The 18,313-nt window shown below is 26.9% G+C and carries 17 protein-coding genes; 3 read left to right on the top strand and 14 right to left on the bottom strand.

All coding sequences use genetic code 11. The features are described from left to right. Window positions 1–39: 39 nt before the first annotated feature. Window positions 40–207 carry a zinc-ribbon domain-containing protein gene (locus T514_RS0105170; protein ID WP_027623819.1) on the bottom strand — a complete coding sequence of 56 codons (168 nt, stop codon included), beginning with the start codon at window positions 205–207 and terminating at the stop codon, window positions 40–42. Between the two features lie 294 nt (window positions 208–501). Here T514_RS0105170 and greA point away from each other — a divergent pair, with 294 nt between their 5' ends. Beyond that, on the top strand, window positions 502–978 hold the full coding sequence (gene greA / locus T514_RS0105165) for a transcription elongation factor GreA (protein WP_242850553.1): 477 nt from the start codon (window positions 502–504) through the stop codon (window positions 976–978). A 129-nt stretch (window positions 979–1,107) separates the two neighbouring features. Here the strand turns inward: greA and T514_RS0105160 are convergent, their stop codons facing one another. The 9 genes from T514_RS0105160 to T514_RS0105120 form a co-directional block, all read right to left on the bottom strand. Next, the gene (locus tag T514_RS0105160) at window positions 1,108–1,473 is read right to left on the bottom strand and encodes a DUF4363 family protein (RefSeq protein ID WP_027623817.1); all 366 of its coding nucleotides are present in this window, start codon (window positions 1,471–1,473) and stop codon (window positions 1,108–1,110) included. Window positions 1,474–1,498: 25 nt separating this feature from the next. Beyond that, window positions 1,499–2,227: a DUF421 domain-containing protein gene (locus T514_RS0105155; protein ID WP_027623816.1), complete on the bottom strand. Its 729-nt coding sequence runs from the start codon at window positions 2,225–2,227 to the stop codon at window positions 1,499–1,501. A 124-nt stretch (window positions 2,228–2,351) separates the two neighbouring features. Then, entirely contained in the window at window positions 2,352–3,320 is a 969-nt protein-coding gene (locus T514_RS0105150; protein WP_027623815.1) for a TIM barrel protein, read from the bottom strand. 180 nt (window positions 3,321–3,500) lie between these two features. Then, entirely contained in the window at window positions 3,501–4,211 is a 711-nt protein-coding gene (locus tag T514_RS0105145) for a YetF domain-containing protein (protein ID WP_027623814.1), read from the bottom strand. A 152-nt stretch (window positions 4,212–4,363) separates the two neighbouring features. Next, complete coding sequence (locus tag T514_RS0105140) at window positions 4,364–5,500, bottom strand: toxic anion resistance protein (protein WP_027623813.1); 1,137 nt, start codon at window positions 5,498–5,500, stop codon at window positions 4,364–4,366. 15 nt (window positions 5,501–5,515) lie between these two features. Continuing rightward, window positions 5,516–7,042 (bottom strand): YceG family protein, encoded by a 1,527-nt coding sequence (locus T514_RS0105135; protein ID WP_027623812.1) that lies wholly within the window; start codon window positions 7,040–7,042, stop codon window positions 5,516–5,518. Between the two features lie 297 nt (window positions 7,043–7,339). Continuing rightward, window positions 7,340–7,849 carry a GNAT family N-acetyltransferase gene (locus T514_RS0105130; protein ID WP_027623811.1) on the bottom strand — a complete coding sequence of 170 codons (510 nt, stop codon included), beginning with the start codon at window positions 7,847–7,849 and terminating at the stop codon, window positions 7,340–7,342. Between the two features lie 422 nt (window positions 7,850–8,271). Continuing rightward, complete coding sequence (locus T514_RS0105125) at window positions 8,272–10,323, bottom strand: FtsX-like permease family protein (protein WP_027623810.1); 2,052 nt, start codon at window positions 10,321–10,323, stop codon at window positions 8,272–8,274. Beyond that, entirely contained in the window at window positions 10,313–11,065 is a 753-nt protein-coding gene (locus T514_RS0105120) for an ABC transporter ATP-binding protein (protein WP_027623809.1), read from the bottom strand. Before T514_RS0105120 ends, T514_RS0105125 begins: the two co-directional genes overlap by 11 nt. A 280-nt stretch (window positions 11,066–11,345) precedes the next feature. Between T514_RS0105120 and T514_RS0105115 the strand changes: the two genes are divergently transcribed. Together T514_RS0105115 and T514_RS0105110 are read left to right on the top strand one after the other, a co-directional pair. Beyond that, window positions 11,346–12,053 carry a LytR/AlgR family response regulator transcription factor gene (locus tag T514_RS0105115; protein WP_027623808.1) on the top strand — a complete coding sequence of 236 codons (708 nt, stop codon included), beginning with the start codon at window positions 11,346–11,348 and terminating at the stop codon, window positions 12,051–12,053. Window positions 12,054–12,068: 15 nt separating this feature from the next. After that, window positions 12,069–13,349: a sensor histidine kinase gene (locus T514_RS0105110; protein WP_027623807.1), complete on the top strand. Its 1,281-nt coding sequence runs from the start codon at window positions 12,069–12,071 to the stop codon at window positions 13,347–13,349. 180 nt (window positions 13,350–13,529) lie between these two features. Here T514_RS0105110 and T514_RS0105105 read toward each other — a convergent pair whose 3' ends face one another. From T514_RS0105105 to T514_RS0105090, 4 genes are all read right to left on the bottom strand, one after another. Beyond that, entirely contained in the window at window positions 13,530–15,575 is a 2,046-nt protein-coding gene (locus T514_RS0105105) for an FtsX-like permease family protein (RefSeq protein WP_027623806.1), read from the bottom strand. Continuing rightward, on the bottom strand, window positions 15,575–16,330 hold the full coding sequence (locus tag T514_RS0105100) for an ABC transporter ATP-binding protein (RefSeq protein ID WP_027623805.1): 756 nt from the start codon (window positions 16,328–16,330) through the stop codon (window positions 15,575–15,577). Before T514_RS0105100 ends, T514_RS0105105 begins: the two co-directional genes overlap by 1 nt. A gap of 156 nt (window positions 16,331–16,486) precedes the next feature. Then, complete coding sequence (locus T514_RS0105095; RefSeq protein ID WP_027623804.1) at window positions 16,487–17,491, bottom strand: sensor histidine kinase; 1,005 nt, start codon at window positions 17,489–17,491, stop codon at window positions 16,487–16,489. Next, a complete protein-coding gene (locus T514_RS0105090; RefSeq protein ID WP_027623803.1) occupies window positions 17,478–18,143 on the bottom strand; it encodes a response regulator transcription factor in 666 nt (221 codons plus the stop codon). The genes T514_RS0105095 and T514_RS0105090 overlap by 14 nt, the downstream gene beginning before the upstream one ends. Window positions 18,144–18,313 lie beyond the last annotated feature (170 nt).

Below are 18,313 nucleotides of genomic sequence, written 5' to 3'. Positions count from 1 at the left end.
CTATAGGAATTACTTCCTATAGGATTACTACTTACTGAATTATCTTCTAAAGCCTCTATTATTATTTTGCTGTTTTTTGGCTTTTCTACATTCTGGACATCTTTGTGGCTCATTTTCAAACCCCTTTTCCTTATAAAAAGCCTGCTCTCCTTCAGTAAATACAAATTCCTTATTACAATCCTTGCAAATTATATTTTTATCGGGCATTGTAACATTTCTCCTTTCCAAAAGTTTATTCAAAAATTAAATAGTACCAAATACCAATATGGAAAACATTAATTTTTACCAAATTTTCCTATATGGTGTTTCTAACTATTTTCATTTATATTATTACCATTTTTCTAAACATTAAGCATATTTAAATTAGAATATTATATACTATAGATTGCTTACTTCTATAATTAGGATAAGTATAAATTAAATTGTAATAATTCATATATATGGAAATATATTTTTATAAGTGTTATCATAGTATATATGATATATCTGTAGAAAGAGAGAATGATAAAATTGTACAACTACCTAACAATTGAGGCCATAAATAAACTTAAAGAAGAAATAGAATATCGCAAGGTGGTAGTAAGGCGTAAAATAAATGGAGATCTTAAAGAAGCACGTGCTCATGGGGACCTAAGTGAAAACTTTGAGTATAAATCAGCCAAAAGGGATAGGGCTCAAAATGAAAGTAGAATTCGCTATCTCGAAAGAATGATTAAAACTGCTAAAATTATAGAAGATACCACATCTCAAGATGAAGTTGGCATTGGAAAAATAGTTTCTATAAAATTTCTAGATGAAGATGAGATTGATAAATTTGAAATAGTTACTACCGTAGAAGCAGACCCCATTAATAACGCCATAAGTATAGAATCTCCTTTGGGGCGAGCTATTTATAAACATAGAATTGGAGATCAGGTTATAGTCCAATCTCCAGAAGGAAGCTATCCCATTAGAATTGAAGACATTTTTATAAAATAATTGCTTCATAATCTTTATTCATATATTCATAATAAATCTTAAACAAAGCAGCTCTATGTGCATAGTTAACATAGAGCTTATTTTATGAAAATATATCATTGACAATTCATAATCTTATGGTAATAAACATTACCTTCCTAGTCCATTATAATGTTCATAAGCTGCATTTAACTCTATTAATGCTGCAGACTTATCCTGTGCTGAAATAGCCCCTTTAATACGTGCTATACTTGTACTTAATGCATTTATTTCATCTCTTTCTGAACTAAATTGTACTCTTTTAATTACCTTTTTCCAAGCACTACTTAACTTTTCTGTATTTTTGTAAGCTTCTTGCCAATTTTCATTACTTACATCCTGAATAACTACTTCAATTGATTTTGGCACATTATCATCATTACCTATGGGACGCTTTAAATAATTTCCACTAAGCATAACCAATATAAAAAAAACTAAAGTTACAATTGGAATAGATACAACCAAAAATTTTCTCATACTATTACCTCCATAAATAAACTACTTAAAATGGTCCATTATAGTCACCAATATCTAACAAATTATTAATGCAGTCATTATATTTATCTACATAAAAATTACCCGAACCATCTAAAGTAGCTAAAAATACTTCCGAAGGATGTTTTATTCCTTGTTTCTTTAACTCCTTCATAAGCCATTTCCTATCTTTATTAAGTTGTTTTAGATTCAAATCAAAAATCATACCATCATAAATTAGTTCAGTGCCAATACCTACGCCTGATGGAGCTATATTCATATCCTTAGGAGTAAGTGGTTGATATTCTGCTTTTTTTAACACCGATATCTGTCCATTGGGCTCTATTATTGCATATTCTACTTCATTCAAATCAAAAACATCCTTATTTCTTAAAAGTTCCAATATATCTGATATTCTATATCTAACTTTTTTTAATTCATTTTCCAATATCTTACCCTTGAAAATTATTATTGTAGGTTCACCATCTATATATTTTCCAACATACCTCCATTTCATAGCTATCCATTCCATCAAGTAACCAAGTATTGCCCATGTGAATAGGCCTATCCAATGAGGCCATGCTCTACTAGACAAATCCGTTGTTAATGTTGCAGCAATAGAACCAATTGTAATGCCTAATACATAATCAAAGAACGTAAGCTGACTTATTTGCTGTTTACCTAAAATTCTTGCAAATATAAATAGAGAAAAAAAGGCTATAATTGACCTTATTGCTACTACTAATCCTTCGCTCATCCCTATGCCTCCAAATAATTATTATTCTAAGTCTATTTTGTATTAACTATGCCACATTTATACTAAAAAAGAAAAAATCCCTACAACAATTCATTGTAGAGATTTTACTCACTAATTATTTCTTCTAGTAACCACAAGCCTCATCCTGAACTTTAATATAATCTTCCAGTTGCTTAAAAGAACTAGTTGAAAATTCATATATAAGATATTGTGGATTAATAGAGCTAACAATCTTCCTAACTTCTTTGTCCCTAAAAGGTTGATGTTTATCTATATTACAAATATGCATATACACTTCATTGTTTATTTCAGTTAAATCTAATCCACCTTTTCTATATTTATTTATTTGATCTAATACATATTTTCCTGATAAAGAATAATTGAGATGTATTCCATTTATAAAATTTTTTAATTCTCCTAAATTATTAATTTTATCTAATAAATAATTTATAGCTTTCTTTTCGTCCTCAAGATGAAAATTTGTATTTATTAAATGAGCAGTATCTAACATAAAGCCTTTATTTTTATAATTAATTTTTTCTAATAGTTTATACATAATATCAGGCTCGAGCATGGTAAGACCAGGCCACCATAAATTTTCAAATAAAAGTTTTATATGTGTATTTAAATCCTTAAAAATTTCATTTATCAATTCCACAGTGGCTTCTATAACTTCACTATCAGAATATGTAAAACTATATGTAAATGCGTGTTCTAATTGTACATGAGCCACATGAAAAACTACATATTCTGCTCCTGTTTTATCTGCAGCTATTATTTCTTTTTTATATTGATCTACTATAACTTCTCTATTAGTTCCACCATAAAGCTTTTCTATGTTATCATTGCTTTTAAACTGTTTTAAAAGCTCTTTTGTATCACTCTTCCAAAAGTCTAGCCATATAGGATAATATTTTAAATGTACCCCTTTAACTATTTTCTTAGGAATAAATTTTTCCTGCCATCCTATTGGATTTAAAAGTTCTACTCCATCAATATTGTATTTATTCAAAAAACTAATTAATTTATTAGAATTATAATTAAATCTTTTAATATCATAATCAAAAGTAGAAAAATTAATAAGTTTAAGCACTTCTCCATCCCCATTCTTTGATATAGTCCGAAATATAGCTATACTTATTTATAAATATACAAAAATATAATATTAATGAATTAATTCCAATCGTCGTATATAATAACTTTATACCACATATTTAAATAATTTAAAACTAATATTTTTTAATTAATCTCATAAAATTCTTCATAAGAAATATCATTCAAATATATCTTTTGAACATACAATTTTATCCTTATAGGAATAAATTTCTAATTTGCCTGATGAATCTATAAAGGCATAGAAAACTTCTATAGGACTATGAAATCCTCTACTATTCAACTCTGTTAAAAGCCATTGCTGATCAATGTTAAGTTTAGACATATTATCATCAATTATTAACCCATTAAATATCAATTCCCCATTAGATTCACTATTTTTTAATGAACTATTAATATTGCTCATCAGATGTTCAAATTCTTTCTTTTTAATTACAGAAAGCTTGCCATTATTCTCAACTATTGCAAACTTAACTTCATCTATATCAAAAATATCTTTAAGTCTAAGTTGTTGTAATAATTCATTGAAAGTAAACTTTATTTTTTTTAAATTATCTCCATTTACCATACCATCATATATAATAATTATAGGATTATCATTTATGTACTGAAATGTTTTTCTTGATTTTAAAGAAATTAATTGCATTAAAAGACCTAGAATAGTCCATGTTAGCAATCCAACCCAATGATCCCATGCACTGCTACTTAAATCAACAGTAATAGATGCTGCAAAAGATCCAATAGTTATTCCTAGTACATAATCAAATAGTGTAATTTCTCCTAATTGCTGTTTTCCAAGAATTCTTGTAAAAATAAGAAGTGTAAAAAAACTTATTATACCTCTAACACAAACAACCAGTCCCTCATTCAAAAGTCATCACCACCGCTAGAATATTTTAAATTTATTATTTGCTATGTATGTAATATTTATCAACATAAGTTAAGAACTCTATGCACATATTGTGCATAGAGTTCTTAATATGTATTCTTCATAATCAAATTTTTCTCTTTTTCCATAATATATTAATAATTTTTTCTAGTATTCATCATTTCATATTTTATTTGCTCTAGCCTTTGGGAATTATTCACTCTTTCAGATTTATTTTGTTCTTGTATAGCTTTAGTCTCTTCAATTCCTTTCATTATTGTAGACCATGTCTTTTCAAGAGTATCCATATTAATTGAACTAGATCCTGTCATTCTTGTAATATTAACTGTTTGATTTGCTAAATTTTCAGCATTTCTTAAAAGCAGCTCATTAGTTTTATCGTCAAGTGCTTGTAAGCTTTTAGCTTGTAATTCTTGTCTCTTAAGCATTATAGCTTGCGTTAAACATTGCTTAAATATTGGCAATGTAATTATAAAAGCTGAATTTATTTTTCTTGTTAAATTAAAGTTACTAAATTGTATACCTTGTATCATAGGAATTGTTTGTAGAGCAACATTTTCAGCTATCTTTAAATCATAAACTCTTTGCTCCATCATTTCTAAAACTTTTCTTAAGGTTTGTACATTACTAATATCTAATTGATCTCCACTTTCATTTGCTATTCTTTGGTATTCCGGAATTAACTCATTATTTAATTCTTCCAGTGCTAATTCTCCAGCTACTATAAACTTTTCTAATTCTTTATAATAGTTTATATTAGTATTATACATTAATTTTAAATTTTTATTTGATTGCTCTATATCCTGTTCATATTTTTTCAAAGTAATATATACTTTATCTACTTCTGATCCCATTGTCTGGTACTTTTGAAACATTACTTCAACTGAATTTTTAGCTTTTTTAAAAAGTTTTTGGAACACAGATGGTTCTTTAATATCTTTCAATTCCTTTATATCAAATTTATCCATTATTTTTGTTAATTGTATAATCATCTCTCCAGCTTCCTCAGCATTAACAGTTTTCATTGTGGAGAGCAAGCTATCTGAAACCTTTGATATTCCTTCTGCTGCTTCCTTTCCAAACATTAATATCGTATTTGGATCTTCAACATGTATCCTACTGGTTAAGGCCTCCACTTCCGGCATAGCTCTCAATTTAGCCTTATAATTTTGAGTGAACTGTACAACATCTTCATTCTTCAATGGTTCTATATTATTATTCTCCGCTCCTATATTTTGATCACAACTAATAAAACTCAATTCTCCATTCATTTTATTATCCCCCTATTATCCAAAGAGTTTTTCAAAAAAAGATTTTCTTTTATTTTTTTTATCCAAATCTAAATCAAAAGCTATATCTTCAAGCCTTATAACGTTTAAGTAATCAGTAGATACTTTTAACTCAATATTATCTGTTCCATTTGGTGTCAATATAACTATATCTAATCCAATTCTATGCAATAATCCCAATAATAAAGCATCTTCATCTTCAAATGTTTCTCTGTTCTTTAGATAAATTATAATTTTAGGAATAGAAGCAGTGTAGTCATAGCAATCTATTAAAGTTAATACATTATCATCTAATAAAAGCACAGAAATTATTAATTTTAAGATCTTTTTATCATCTATATCAAAATTAAACAATCTTTTTTGACATAATGTTTCATCAATCTTATCAATTATAAAATCTTGTAGCTCACTTCTTAATATTTTTAACCTACCAAACATTTCATGACTCTTTAAAGCTTCTTTGTTTATACTTTTATCTCTATTTAAACAAAATGCTAAGGAATATAATTCTTGATTATTGTAATCCTTATTTGATAAATTTGTACTTTCAACAAATATGCTAAATCTTACTTTTCTTAAACTATTAACCACATCAATATATTCTGACAAATTACTATAAACTCCTGAAACTTTGTTGAAAAATATAGGAGTATATACTAAATCCTTTTCTGTTCTAAATCCAGGACGAAGTCTTGAAGGTTCATCCCAATATGTAAGCATATCTTCTATAATAGAATTCATAATTACAGGTTTAGTAAATCCATTTATATATTGCCATGGCTTATATATGCCTGTCCCATTATACAAAGTTTTATCTAACTCTTGTGAAGCTTGTTTTGCATATGTAGTTACCTTTTCTATTACAGCACCACTAGATACTCTTGTATAATAATCAATAATTTCACCACTTTCCTCTTCTTCTATTAGTTGTGAAAATTCTTTTTTATCTATAGCTTGAAATATTGAGTCTTTTTGAGGGTTTAAATACAAAACGTCAAATCCCATAAGTGCAAGCAACATTAAAAAATACCCTTCATATTTTTTTATTTTGCCATAATATAAACATTTAGGAGATACATCTTCCTGCCATTGAATATCTTCAACATACTCATTTGTCCAAATCATAAGTTTAGTGATAAAATTATTTCTTATAGTTTTGTTTTGAAATGCTTCATTTTGTATTGCAATGGGTATTAATATGCTTAAAGCCTTTGCCATTTTTTCATTTGTTTCATTACATGATACAATATCTATATATTCATTTCCTATATTATTAACATTTATTTTATCTAATTTATCCATTATTGATCTTACTAAATCTTCATTATATGGATTTGGTATTGTAGAAGTAAATATTATACTTTCATTATCTAATTCTTTAAGCTTACTATCTAAAAAGGCAATAGTATTGTTATAATCTTGTTCATTCCTCACTCCTATGACTCTGCAAAAATAATTACCTTCTCTTAAACTTAAAGTCTTAAATATATCTTCGTATATGTTATTAGCCTTAATTATACTCAAAACCATTACCTCCTTGCATAGAAATTTTTATCATTAATATTCAAAATAATATATTATTTGCAAATGAAGTAAAATTTTATATACCAATTATACCATAAAATTATATTTTTCGAAAATTAATATATCTATACTATATCTGCTGCAAGTAATAAAAAAAGTTGGAGATTCCATTGAGTTATAATTAAAAGCTCGAAAAATATCAACATAACTAAAAAACTCTATTCACATATTGTGCATAGAGTTTTTTAATTGAAGAGGTATCTATTTTATATTTAAATCAGAAATAAACTTAACTTATTATGCTGCTAATTTTAAAAATTCTTTCATGGAAATAGAATATTGTACTTCCTTTGGTAATTCCTTATCTTTTGTAAATCCTAATTTTCTAAATGCTCTTCTAGATCGTTCATTTTGAAAATTAATCTTTGCAACTACTTCGTCTACTCTCCATTCAAAAAAAGCATGTTTTAATCCTTCAAAAATTGCATTAGTACCTAACCCCTTACCCCATTTTTCTTTATCACCAATTACTACTACCATTTCTGCTGAACTTGTTTTAGGAACAAGTCTTAAGAAACCCACTGATTCTTTTTCACTTGTTGTTACCATAAAAAAGGTTCCATTTTGATTAAATAAATGAGTAAGAATAGGCATATTAATTCTATATATTGTCTCTTTAATGCTTTCGCTAACATTTTGTCTTTCATTTAGATATCTTGTTACTTCATTATCTTCCATCCAGTCAACAATTTTCCAGGCATCTGCTTTAAAAACTTCTCGACGCAATGCTACACCATTTTGCTCCATTAGTACTAATCCTCCCTAATATAATAAAAAAGCCTATTATAGGCATTTTTATTTGTCTATAAATAGGTTTTAATCATTCTATTGTAAATTATACCAATATATTTTATTTTATACAAATGATGTATTTGAGCATTAGAAAGGTTTGTCCCTACTTACTAATGGTTACATAAGAATACTAATAAAAAAGTGCCTATTCCTTGGTTTTACTCCATATTCAGTCTATGCTTCTGCTTTTTATCACCTAAAATTATAAATTAATTTTTAACATAATATTAATTTATATAAATACCAATATACATTCTATTATGTATTCCTCACCCAATTTTTTTATACTTTATATAATAATATTAACATAAATTCAGAAAAAAGCCACAGTTATCTTTTAATAATTGTGGCCTTTTCACATATTCTTTATTAAAGCTTTATTCTTCAATAAGCCTAACTACTTTATTTCTTGTTAATATAAACAATATATATTGATACAAACAAATCAACATTGTTACTGATATACTAGATTTAATCATTATATCAGTTCTAAAAGATTCTCCTAAAACTGCTATTAACATATAAAATGCAGATGGCCCTAAGCTTCCAATTATCATTGGTATCATATATATACCCCTAAGTTGTTTGGTAATGCACCTCTTTATATACTTTTTATCAGCACCTAACTTTTCTAAATCATTGTATACTATTTTATCATGTAATGCCATTGTCATACTTCTTACATAAAGAATAGTTCCCATAGCAGCAAAGCAAATAAATGCTATAAAAATAAATAATAATAGATATACTGCATAGGCCTTTGCAGCTGAATTGTGTTCTAAAGGTCTAAATTTAGGATTATATGCCCACCATCTATACACTTTCCCTGATTCAGCATTTAGGGTTATCTTCTCCCTTCTATGACTCTTATTCACAGCGACTCTTGATGAACTATTATTAATTATTCGCCTTCTTAATTCCTTTCCAAAGTAATAACTTTTGCTACAATCCTCCACATCAAATACTACATATCTTAATTTATTTTCATCTTTTAGTATTTTATATTCTTTATCAAAATCTTCATCACTTATTACAAATAAACTTTCTCTATACATATCAAAATACAATCCATCATAATGTAAGGTTTGCTGGTGACAAAGAGCAGAAGCTTCTTTGGTTATAGGATTTGTAATTATCAATTTTTCAGCATCATCTTCTGGAGCGCCAAGGTAACTAGTTTTAATATCACAATACTTTCCACTTTTTATATGAATATTTTGCTTTGTAATCTTATTATAATCACTTTCTTTCATAAATAATGATGTTTTCAGCTCTTTATGGTATGTTTTTTTAATACCCCCATCATCAAGATACTCTTCAAAATTACCATCTCTCATAAGTTCCATAGCGAAAAATTCATTAAATCTAGTAATATTCACATCATATTTACATGCAAGTTTATATATTTCATCATTTGTAACTTGTACTTCACTCATCTTGCTATTAAATAAATAATCATTAGGAAAATTTTTAATATAGTTTACTCCCTGAAAATAAGCAGTTACATTACCTAATATTGAGAACATAGCTGCTGCTGCCAAGATAGCTGCAATACACATAGTTTTTACATTTTGACGTCCATGAAATCTTATCATAGACTTTGATATTATTCCTTTATAATATTTTCTAAGATTTTTTCCTTTTCTCCCTCTAACAGTAATATATACCATAACCATATATATACCTATAAATGAAAATATATATATTAAATTTGAAGCTCGGCGCAAATGTATATTAGATACTATAAAACTAGTTGATGTTCTAACTGATGATAGAATATATCCTAGAATCATTCCTAGTGGTATTAAAATTATTCCTATTACTCCATACAATTTCCCTACATCTTTTATTTTCTCTGAGACTCTATGAGTATTAACTATATCCATTATGTTACTTCTTTTTATAAAAGATGTAGCTCTAATAAATATACAGAGAACAATAAGTATAAAAAACATAAAGGAAAATATATATCCGCTCCAACCAAATACAAAATTAGTTTCCTGTGTTTTTACTATTAATGAACATAACGCATTCCATGATATATAAGCTATAGGTAATCCAAGTAGTGCACCAATTAAAGAGCCGCCTAATATAATAAGCACAAGTTCAATAAAAAGGACCTTTTTTATATTCTTCTTATCACTTCCTAATGCTAACAAAACACCAATTTCTTTGGATTTATATTTTAGAAATAGTGTTGACGCATAGGATATAAAAACAACACATCCAAGTATTGCAAGTATGAAAATCATGGTAGTTAATTGCATTGAATCTCCACCAGCAATAAGAACATTGCTAATGGTTGGACTATAGTAAATTACACTATAAGCTGTAATAACAGCCATAGAAAATATAATGGAAAATAGTAAAAGGAAATAATTCTTCATATTTTTTTTTCTTAATTTACTATAAACCTTATTAATTTTCATTGCTCTCACCACTCATCTCTTTTATTGTTATTAGCAATTGATCCATAAATTTGATTCTATCACCTTGTCTACATAATTCCTTATATACTACGCCATCTTTTAATATAATTACCCTGTCACAAAAACTAGCAGCAAAACTATCATGAGTTACCATCAATATGGTAGCCCCAAGATTTTTCTTTGCATCCTGAAAGGCTGATATAACAGATTTGCTAGATTTTGAATCAAGATTCCCCGTAGGCTCGTCTGCTAAAATTAGCAATGGATCATTTATTAATGCACGAGCTACTGCTGTACGCTGCTTTTCTCCTCCAGAAATCTCAGCAGGATATTTATCTTTGATATGAGTTATCCCAAAGACATCAATTAAAAGATTAGCCCTCTTTTCCATAGATTCTACTTCAGAATCAGAAATAATTTGAGGTAAACAAATATTTTCAAATACGCTTAATCCATCAAGAAGCATAAAATCTTGAAATACAAATCCAAGCTTTTTGTTTCTTATTTTTGATAGTTCCCCTTCTGAAACCTTTGTAATATCTATATCCTCTAATAATACCTCTCCCCTATCTACTGGAATAAAACAGGATATGCAGTTTAACAGCGTAGTCTTACCACTTCCTGAAGGACCCATAATGGCAACCAATTCTCCTTTTTTTACGTTTAAAGATACTCCCTTTAATACTTCATACTCTATCTCTCCATTTTTATAACTTTTACAAAGATTATTTACCTTAAGCATAATCTTTCATCTCCCTTACAAATTTTAATCAATAATAAATCTCTTATAAGAACTTGCAGTAACAAAATCAGCTTAATATAAATTCCTGAAAATCACCCCTTATTGCAAGCTCATTTTCAGAATATCATCCTAAAAACTCCCATTCAACAGCATAATTTTTTAGCTGTAAAACTTGGTCATTCCTATGTAAAGTTTGGTTGTTTTTCATAAAAAATTAACAAATTATCATCTTTGTAATCTGATTGTAAAATATGTTAATATACCTATAGAGGTGAATAATATGCTTAACATTGCAATCTGTGATGATGAAATCAAACAACGATTTCTGCTTAAATCTACAATAGAAGTTGAACTTAAAGCTGAAGATAAAAAATATAATATATTTCAATTCCCTTCTGGTGAAAAATTGCTTGACAAGCTATATACTGATAAAAATAGCTTAGATATAATATTTTTAGATGTGGAAATGAATGAATTAAATGGTATTGAAACAGCAAGAAAGATACGAAAACTAAATGAAAATGTTGTTATTATATTCATAACAGGTTTTTCTGATTATGTTTTTGATGGATATGAAGTTAAAGCCTTAAACTATATTGTTAAACCTTATAAGTCAGAAAAAATTGCAACAGTACTTAAAGATGCAATAAAACAAATTTATGGTTTAGAAGAAAAATACTTTGTTGTTAAAGCTGAAGGTTCGCTATTTAAAGTACTAATCAATGATATATTATACTTTAGAAGTGATAGGAGGAAAATTTCTCTTGTAACAAGATATAAAAGCTATGAATTTTATGGAAAAATTAGTGATATAGAAGAACAATTTGGAAAACAATTTATTAGAACTCATCAAAGATATCTTGTAAATCTAGATTACATTACAGCAGTAAAGGATAATTTTGTTATTGTTAATGATGAAAATTTACCTATAAGTAGACAAAGACATAAAGATGTTATGATGGCTTTTGCAAAACAATTACTTAAATAGTGAGGTTATTTTATTATGATACGTATATTAGTAGATATATTATTTACTATATTAATGTTACCTCTGCTTACCTTGATTGGATATTATACAGCAAAATTAATGGAATGCTTTGTGACATTACGTGAAGGGGCATTTTACAAAGTTATAACTATTTTAGGAATGTCTTGTATTGCTTCAGTAGTTATATTTATTTCAGATATTATAAATATTTCATGGACATTAATAGCGTATATTGCTTTAATGCTAATATGTTATAAAGAAAATTTTATAAAGAAAATATCTGTTATCTTTATCCTCTATCCTATTATTATTTCCATTAATCTATTTTTCAGTGAATTATCAATAAGAGGCCCACTACCAGACTTAAAATATAAGCAAATCTTACTTATAATAAAATATATATTAACTGCTTCAATATGGAGATTTATATATAACCTAGTAAAAGATAAAATTATATATGCTAAAGAATACATTACGGATAAAATATGGATTTTGATTGATATAATCTCCTTATCATCCTTTACTCTAGCTATGTCAATGGTCATATTTACTAGCCACGCTAGGCGATACCAAGCTTTTATTGTAATGCCAGCATGTTTAATATCTAATTTAACAATTTTGTTTACAATTAAGCTTGTTATACAAAGCGTTAAAATACAAGCAGATAATAATATTTTTAAATTACAATCTAAATACTATGAAACTCTAGAAAAGGAACAAAAAAATATTAGAAAAATAAGACATGATATGAACAACCATCTTCAAATAATAGGAACATATTTAAACAACGGCAACCTAGAAGAAGGAAAAAAATACTTAGAAAGCCTCTCTTGTGTTGTAAATGATAATACTACAAAGTTTTTTTGCACTAATGATATTATAAATGCAGTTATTAATAATAAGTACATTCTTATTAAAGAAAATAACATTAAAAATGAAATATCTATATCCATAGATGAAATTTCTAAAATAAATAACATGGATCTATGTTCTATTTTTGCCAATACTTTTGACAATGCAATTGAAGCTTGCCTGAAAATTAAAGAACCTTCACAGAGATATATTGCCGTAAAGGCCCGATATAATAAAGGATATTTTATTTACAATATAAATAATACCAAAAATAATGCTGTTTTAACTGATAACAAAAGATATTTTACGGATAAAAATAATAAAGAGTTACATGGTTGGGGACTTCAAAATGTTACAGATATAGTGAATAAGTACAATGGTGATATTGAAATCAGTCATACTGATAATGAATTTTCTGTTTTGATCATTATTCCCCTTTTATGATGTTTAATTTTTCAACACGTGCAATCTATGGTATTTAAAAATAAGGGGCTGTCGCATTAAAGAATTTACATACAATATACTGTTTTGCAAGTTTGAAATTAACACAATATATTGTAGGATTTATTCTTAGTGCGACAGCCCCTTATTAATTAAGCTTATACACAAGTTAAAATGCACTAGTTAATATATATTATTTCTAATTTCTCTTAAATATTTATTAATAGTTATGAGAAAAAATACTATTTGAATTACGCCATATATTACAAAAACAACTAGGCTATTAATCCACATATAATCTCCATATGAAAGTATTTTATATATTCTTGAAAGATAATATCCAAGGATCAATATTGCCATAATCGGTGGAACTAAAAATACTTCCCCAATTTCCTTAATAATAACATTACGTATTTCCTTATAGGTAAGGCCTATTTTAAGTAATTGTTTTGCTCTTATTTTATCATCATCAAGAGATGTAAATATCTTAAAGTACAAAACTGCAGCACTTCCTATTAATAGCATTATTCCAAGAAATGAAGCAACAAATAATATAAATCTATCACTATTAATTTCCTCACTTAATTTTTCTTTTTTTAAAACCAGGGTATTTTTAAATTTTTCCCCTCCAATTTTATTAAGTTTATACTCTAAATTTTTATTAATCTCTTTATAATTATTGTTGTTATTTAAATTAACTAATATATCATAGTGAATTGAATTTTGTGGTACATTCCCTTTAACCTTGTTATAATCTTCATCATTAAGTATTATAGAATAACCTCTTATATATCCTATAGAGTCATCATGTCTATTTAAAGTATTAGTGATGGTTTCTGCTTTATCTACTATATTTTCCTTAGGAATATATAAAAACCCTTGATTTCCTTTAGTTTTTACATAATCATTAAAGGAAAATGCGTCTCCACCATTAAGCAAACGATAAATCGTGCTTTTTGCGTAATCATCATTCTTAGAAAAATCTGTCCTAGAAAAATCTATAATAAATCCATCATTTGTAAGATTCTCTGTATTTATATAAGACTGGATTGCGTGACCTTTATTGATCTTTACAGAACTTTTATTTAATTTATTATAGTTACTTTCACTAACCACCATAATTGGGGAGCCATAAAAAATTACTTTATCTTTAGATTTTTGTAAATTGAAAACATTTATGCCCTCAAGTTCATTATAACTTTTAATTTCAACCCCGGCATTCTTAATTATGTCTTTAAAATTTTCTTTATATAAGTCTTTTTTTGCAACAAAGCTTAAGTCATAGGGATACTTTGTATCTATATTCTTTTCCACTGATTTATACGTTGAATATGGTATCGAAATAGCCAGCATAGCCCCAAATACAAGTAATATTACTATATACAAAACTGTTCTATAGGTAACAAATCTATGTGAAAGAGAATTTAAGCATAAAATATTATTATTATAAAATGTCTTAAAATTTTTAGAAATTTTTAATATCAAAGTCATAATAAAACCTATTACAAAATATAAAGAAATAATAGCTGCTATAAATGATTTAGCTATCATTTCATTAGGCTTTTCAAATTCTCCATTAATTGCTTTTTGAAAAACTATCATTGAAACTATAAAAATAATTAATGCTATGACATCAATAACTAAATTTGATTTACCAATATATTTCTTTGAACTAGACTTTAATATCTCTACAATTGAAAGTTTGCTAAGAAATATTATCTGATATATCATGTTAAATATAAAAATTAAGGTAGCTATTATAGCTGTATAAATATATGGTTTAAAACTTATTTCAATAATAATATTATTAATATCAATAATTTTTAATATTGCCATATAGAACAGCTTTGAAAATATAGTTCCTCCAATTGCTCCTAAAATAAAGGAGAATAAAGCAACTATAAAGTTTTCATATAAGAGAATCTTAATTATATTTTTAGAGGTTAAGCCAATAGTTAAATAAACACCAAACTCTTTCCCTCGATATTTAGTAAATGATATCGTAGTATATAATATAAAGGCTATTGAAAAAGCTACCATTAAACTTAAAATAGATGTTAAGTTCTCTCTAAAAATATAAGCATCTGGTTGAGTCATAAATGTTTTACTACATATAAGACTAAAAAACATTAATAAAATGCCAATAATAAAGCTATTTCCCAAGAGGTAAGCAATATAATTTTTAATATTATACTTAATGTTTTTAAATATCATTGAATATAAATCCATTACTGCTCTCCTCCTATAACCCCTTGGGATTCAATAACTTTATCAAAAAACTTTTTTCTATCTCCATCAGAATTTATTTCAAGTCTTATAGCCCCATCTTTTATAAATATAATTCTTTTGCAAAAGGATGCTGCAAAAGGATCATGGGTTACCATTACAATTGTAGCTTTTTTTTCATCATTAATCTTTTTAAATATCCTCATAATATTCATAGATGATTTGGAATCCAAATTGCCAGTTGGTTCATCTGCAAATATAATTTTAGGATCTGATGCAAGAGCTCTAGCAACTGCAACTCTCTGTTTTTGTCCCCCGGAAATGTTGTAAGGATAACTTTTTTCTATATTCATAATATCAAGAAAATCTAGAAGTTCTTTAACCTTATCATCAATTATATTAGGTTTTATCTTATCTACTGCTAAAGGGAATCCTATATTTTCCCTTACGTTTAAACTATCCAATAGGTTAAATTCTTGAAAAACAAACCCAATATTTCTTCTTCTAAATAATGCAAGCTTATCCCTCTTCATTTTAATAATGTTTATAGTATTTATAAAAACTTCCCCACTAGTGGCATTATCAATACCTGATAATATATTAAGTAATGTAGTTTTACCACTACCACTGGGCCCCATTATTCCCACAAATTCTCCTTCTTCTACCTGAAATGAAATATTATTTAATGCCTTTACTGCTTCTACACCCTTATAGGAATCATAAACCTTCATTAACTTTTTGCATTCTAAAACTTTCATACTCATTCCTCCAAACCATAAGTAAACCTCAACTAAGACATTTTATATTTACGCTTTAGTTTATTTTAATTATAATTGCTTCTACTCTTTTCTCTAATCGACTATCCTTACTAAACCTTACATGGTTGAAAGGTGCATATGTATGCAATAATTAATTTAAAGGCTATTTAAATAGGATATACTAACCGTTGTTCCCTTCCCTTCTTCAGATTCTATAGTTATTTCACTATTTAATATTTCACAAATGGTTTTACACATATAAAGCCCTATTCCTGAAGATTTGCTTCTATTTACTTCATTTCTTCCATTACTCCCTGTGAAAAAAGCATCAAAAACCCTTCCTAATTCATGTTCTTTTATTCCAATTCCTTCATCTTCTATATAGAGTGTAGTAGTTTTTTCGTTCCTTTCAGAATAAAAGGTTATAAAATTCCGCCCAGAAGAATATTTTACTGCATTTGTAATTATCTGCTCAATAACATAGCTACTCCACTTTTTATCAGTATAAATATATTGTTCTTCATCAACTTCAACTTTAGGAAATACATTTCCGTATATAAAATTTCTCTTTTTAATATTTATGGCACCATTAACCAAACTTTTTAAATCTACCTTTTCCGGCACATAATCCTTAGTAAACTCCTGAAGTCTAAATACATTCAAAGCCCCCTCTAAGTTTTCTTGAAGCTTAATACTTTCTTCTAATATATCCTGAAATATTTCTTCACCCTTTTTCTCCTTACCCATTTGTGCTGCAAGTTGTATAACTGCAACAGATGTCTTTGTATTATGAATCCATTCTCCTAGAAGTTTTTCTCTATCTTCATATTTAGATTCTAATCTATAAATTTTGGAAATATAATCATTATGTATTTCACGCAATATATCTAATATATCTTCAAAAACATATCCTTCTTTTATTTTATATTTAGGACTAATTTTCCCCTCATTTAAATAAGTATAAAGACTTCTATATATAAAAAACTTATAAACAAGATAGCACATTAAAAAGATAGCTGTCAGCATTAGTGGATATGAGATCGCTTGTTTGTCACTTAATAAATAATAATACAGCATAATTACTAATGCATTACAAAGATAAAGAAAAATTGCTCCTTTTTCTTTTTTTAATGTATTAAGGACAAGTTTACTGAAAGACATAACCAACCCCCCTCTTAGTTATAATTGAAGCCTTTACTCCAATTTCATTTAACCTCTTTTTGAGTCTAGTTATATTAACAGTTAATGTATTATCATCTACAAATACATTATCGTCCCATAATTCTTCTAAAAGTTCTTCCCTTGAAACAACTTTATTATAATTAGTCATAAAAATTTTGAGTAATTTATACTCATTTCTGGAAAGCTCTATGATTTTATCATTTACTTGAAGTTGCATACTTTCACATATAAGTGTTATGTCTTTAACTTTTATAGTTTTGCTTTTATTAGAATTAGTTCGTCTAAGTACTGCATTTATTTTTGCAATAAGTAGTTCAATACCAAATGGCTTAGTAATATAATCGTCAGCCCCCAAATCCATACCTCTAATTTGTTCCTGTTCTGCACTTCTTGCAGAAATTATAATTATAGGTGTAGAAACTTTTTTTCTAATAGTTTTTAAAAAATAAAATCCATCAAATTTAGGCAAATTTATATCTAAGAGTATTAAATCTAAAGAAGCTTCAACAGCCATTTCCTCCACCTTATCAAAATCTGTTACAAATTGAGCGTTATAATCATAGCCAATTAAAAAATCTTTTATATACTTTCTTAAGTTTATATCATCTTCTATAATTAAAACTTTCTTCATAGTCTCCTCCATGAAATTAAAAATCTTCTTTTTCATAATTTTAACTCTATTTTTTTACTTTTTCTACATTTGCATCGCATTATTTATAGCTTTATATAAACAAATAGAGTATTTCTTAACTAAAAATTCATTATATCTATATCCTTCTATAGGTACTATCGTAATATTAT

Origin of the sequence: Clostridium lundense DSM 17049, assembly GCF_000619945.1 — a bacterium.
Taxonomy (GTDB): Bacteria; Bacillota; Clostridia; order Clostridiales; family Clostridiaceae; genus Clostridium_AO; species Clostridium_AO lundense.
Note: the sequence above shows the minus strand (reverse complement) of the source record. Positions and strands in the feature narration are given on the sequence as shown.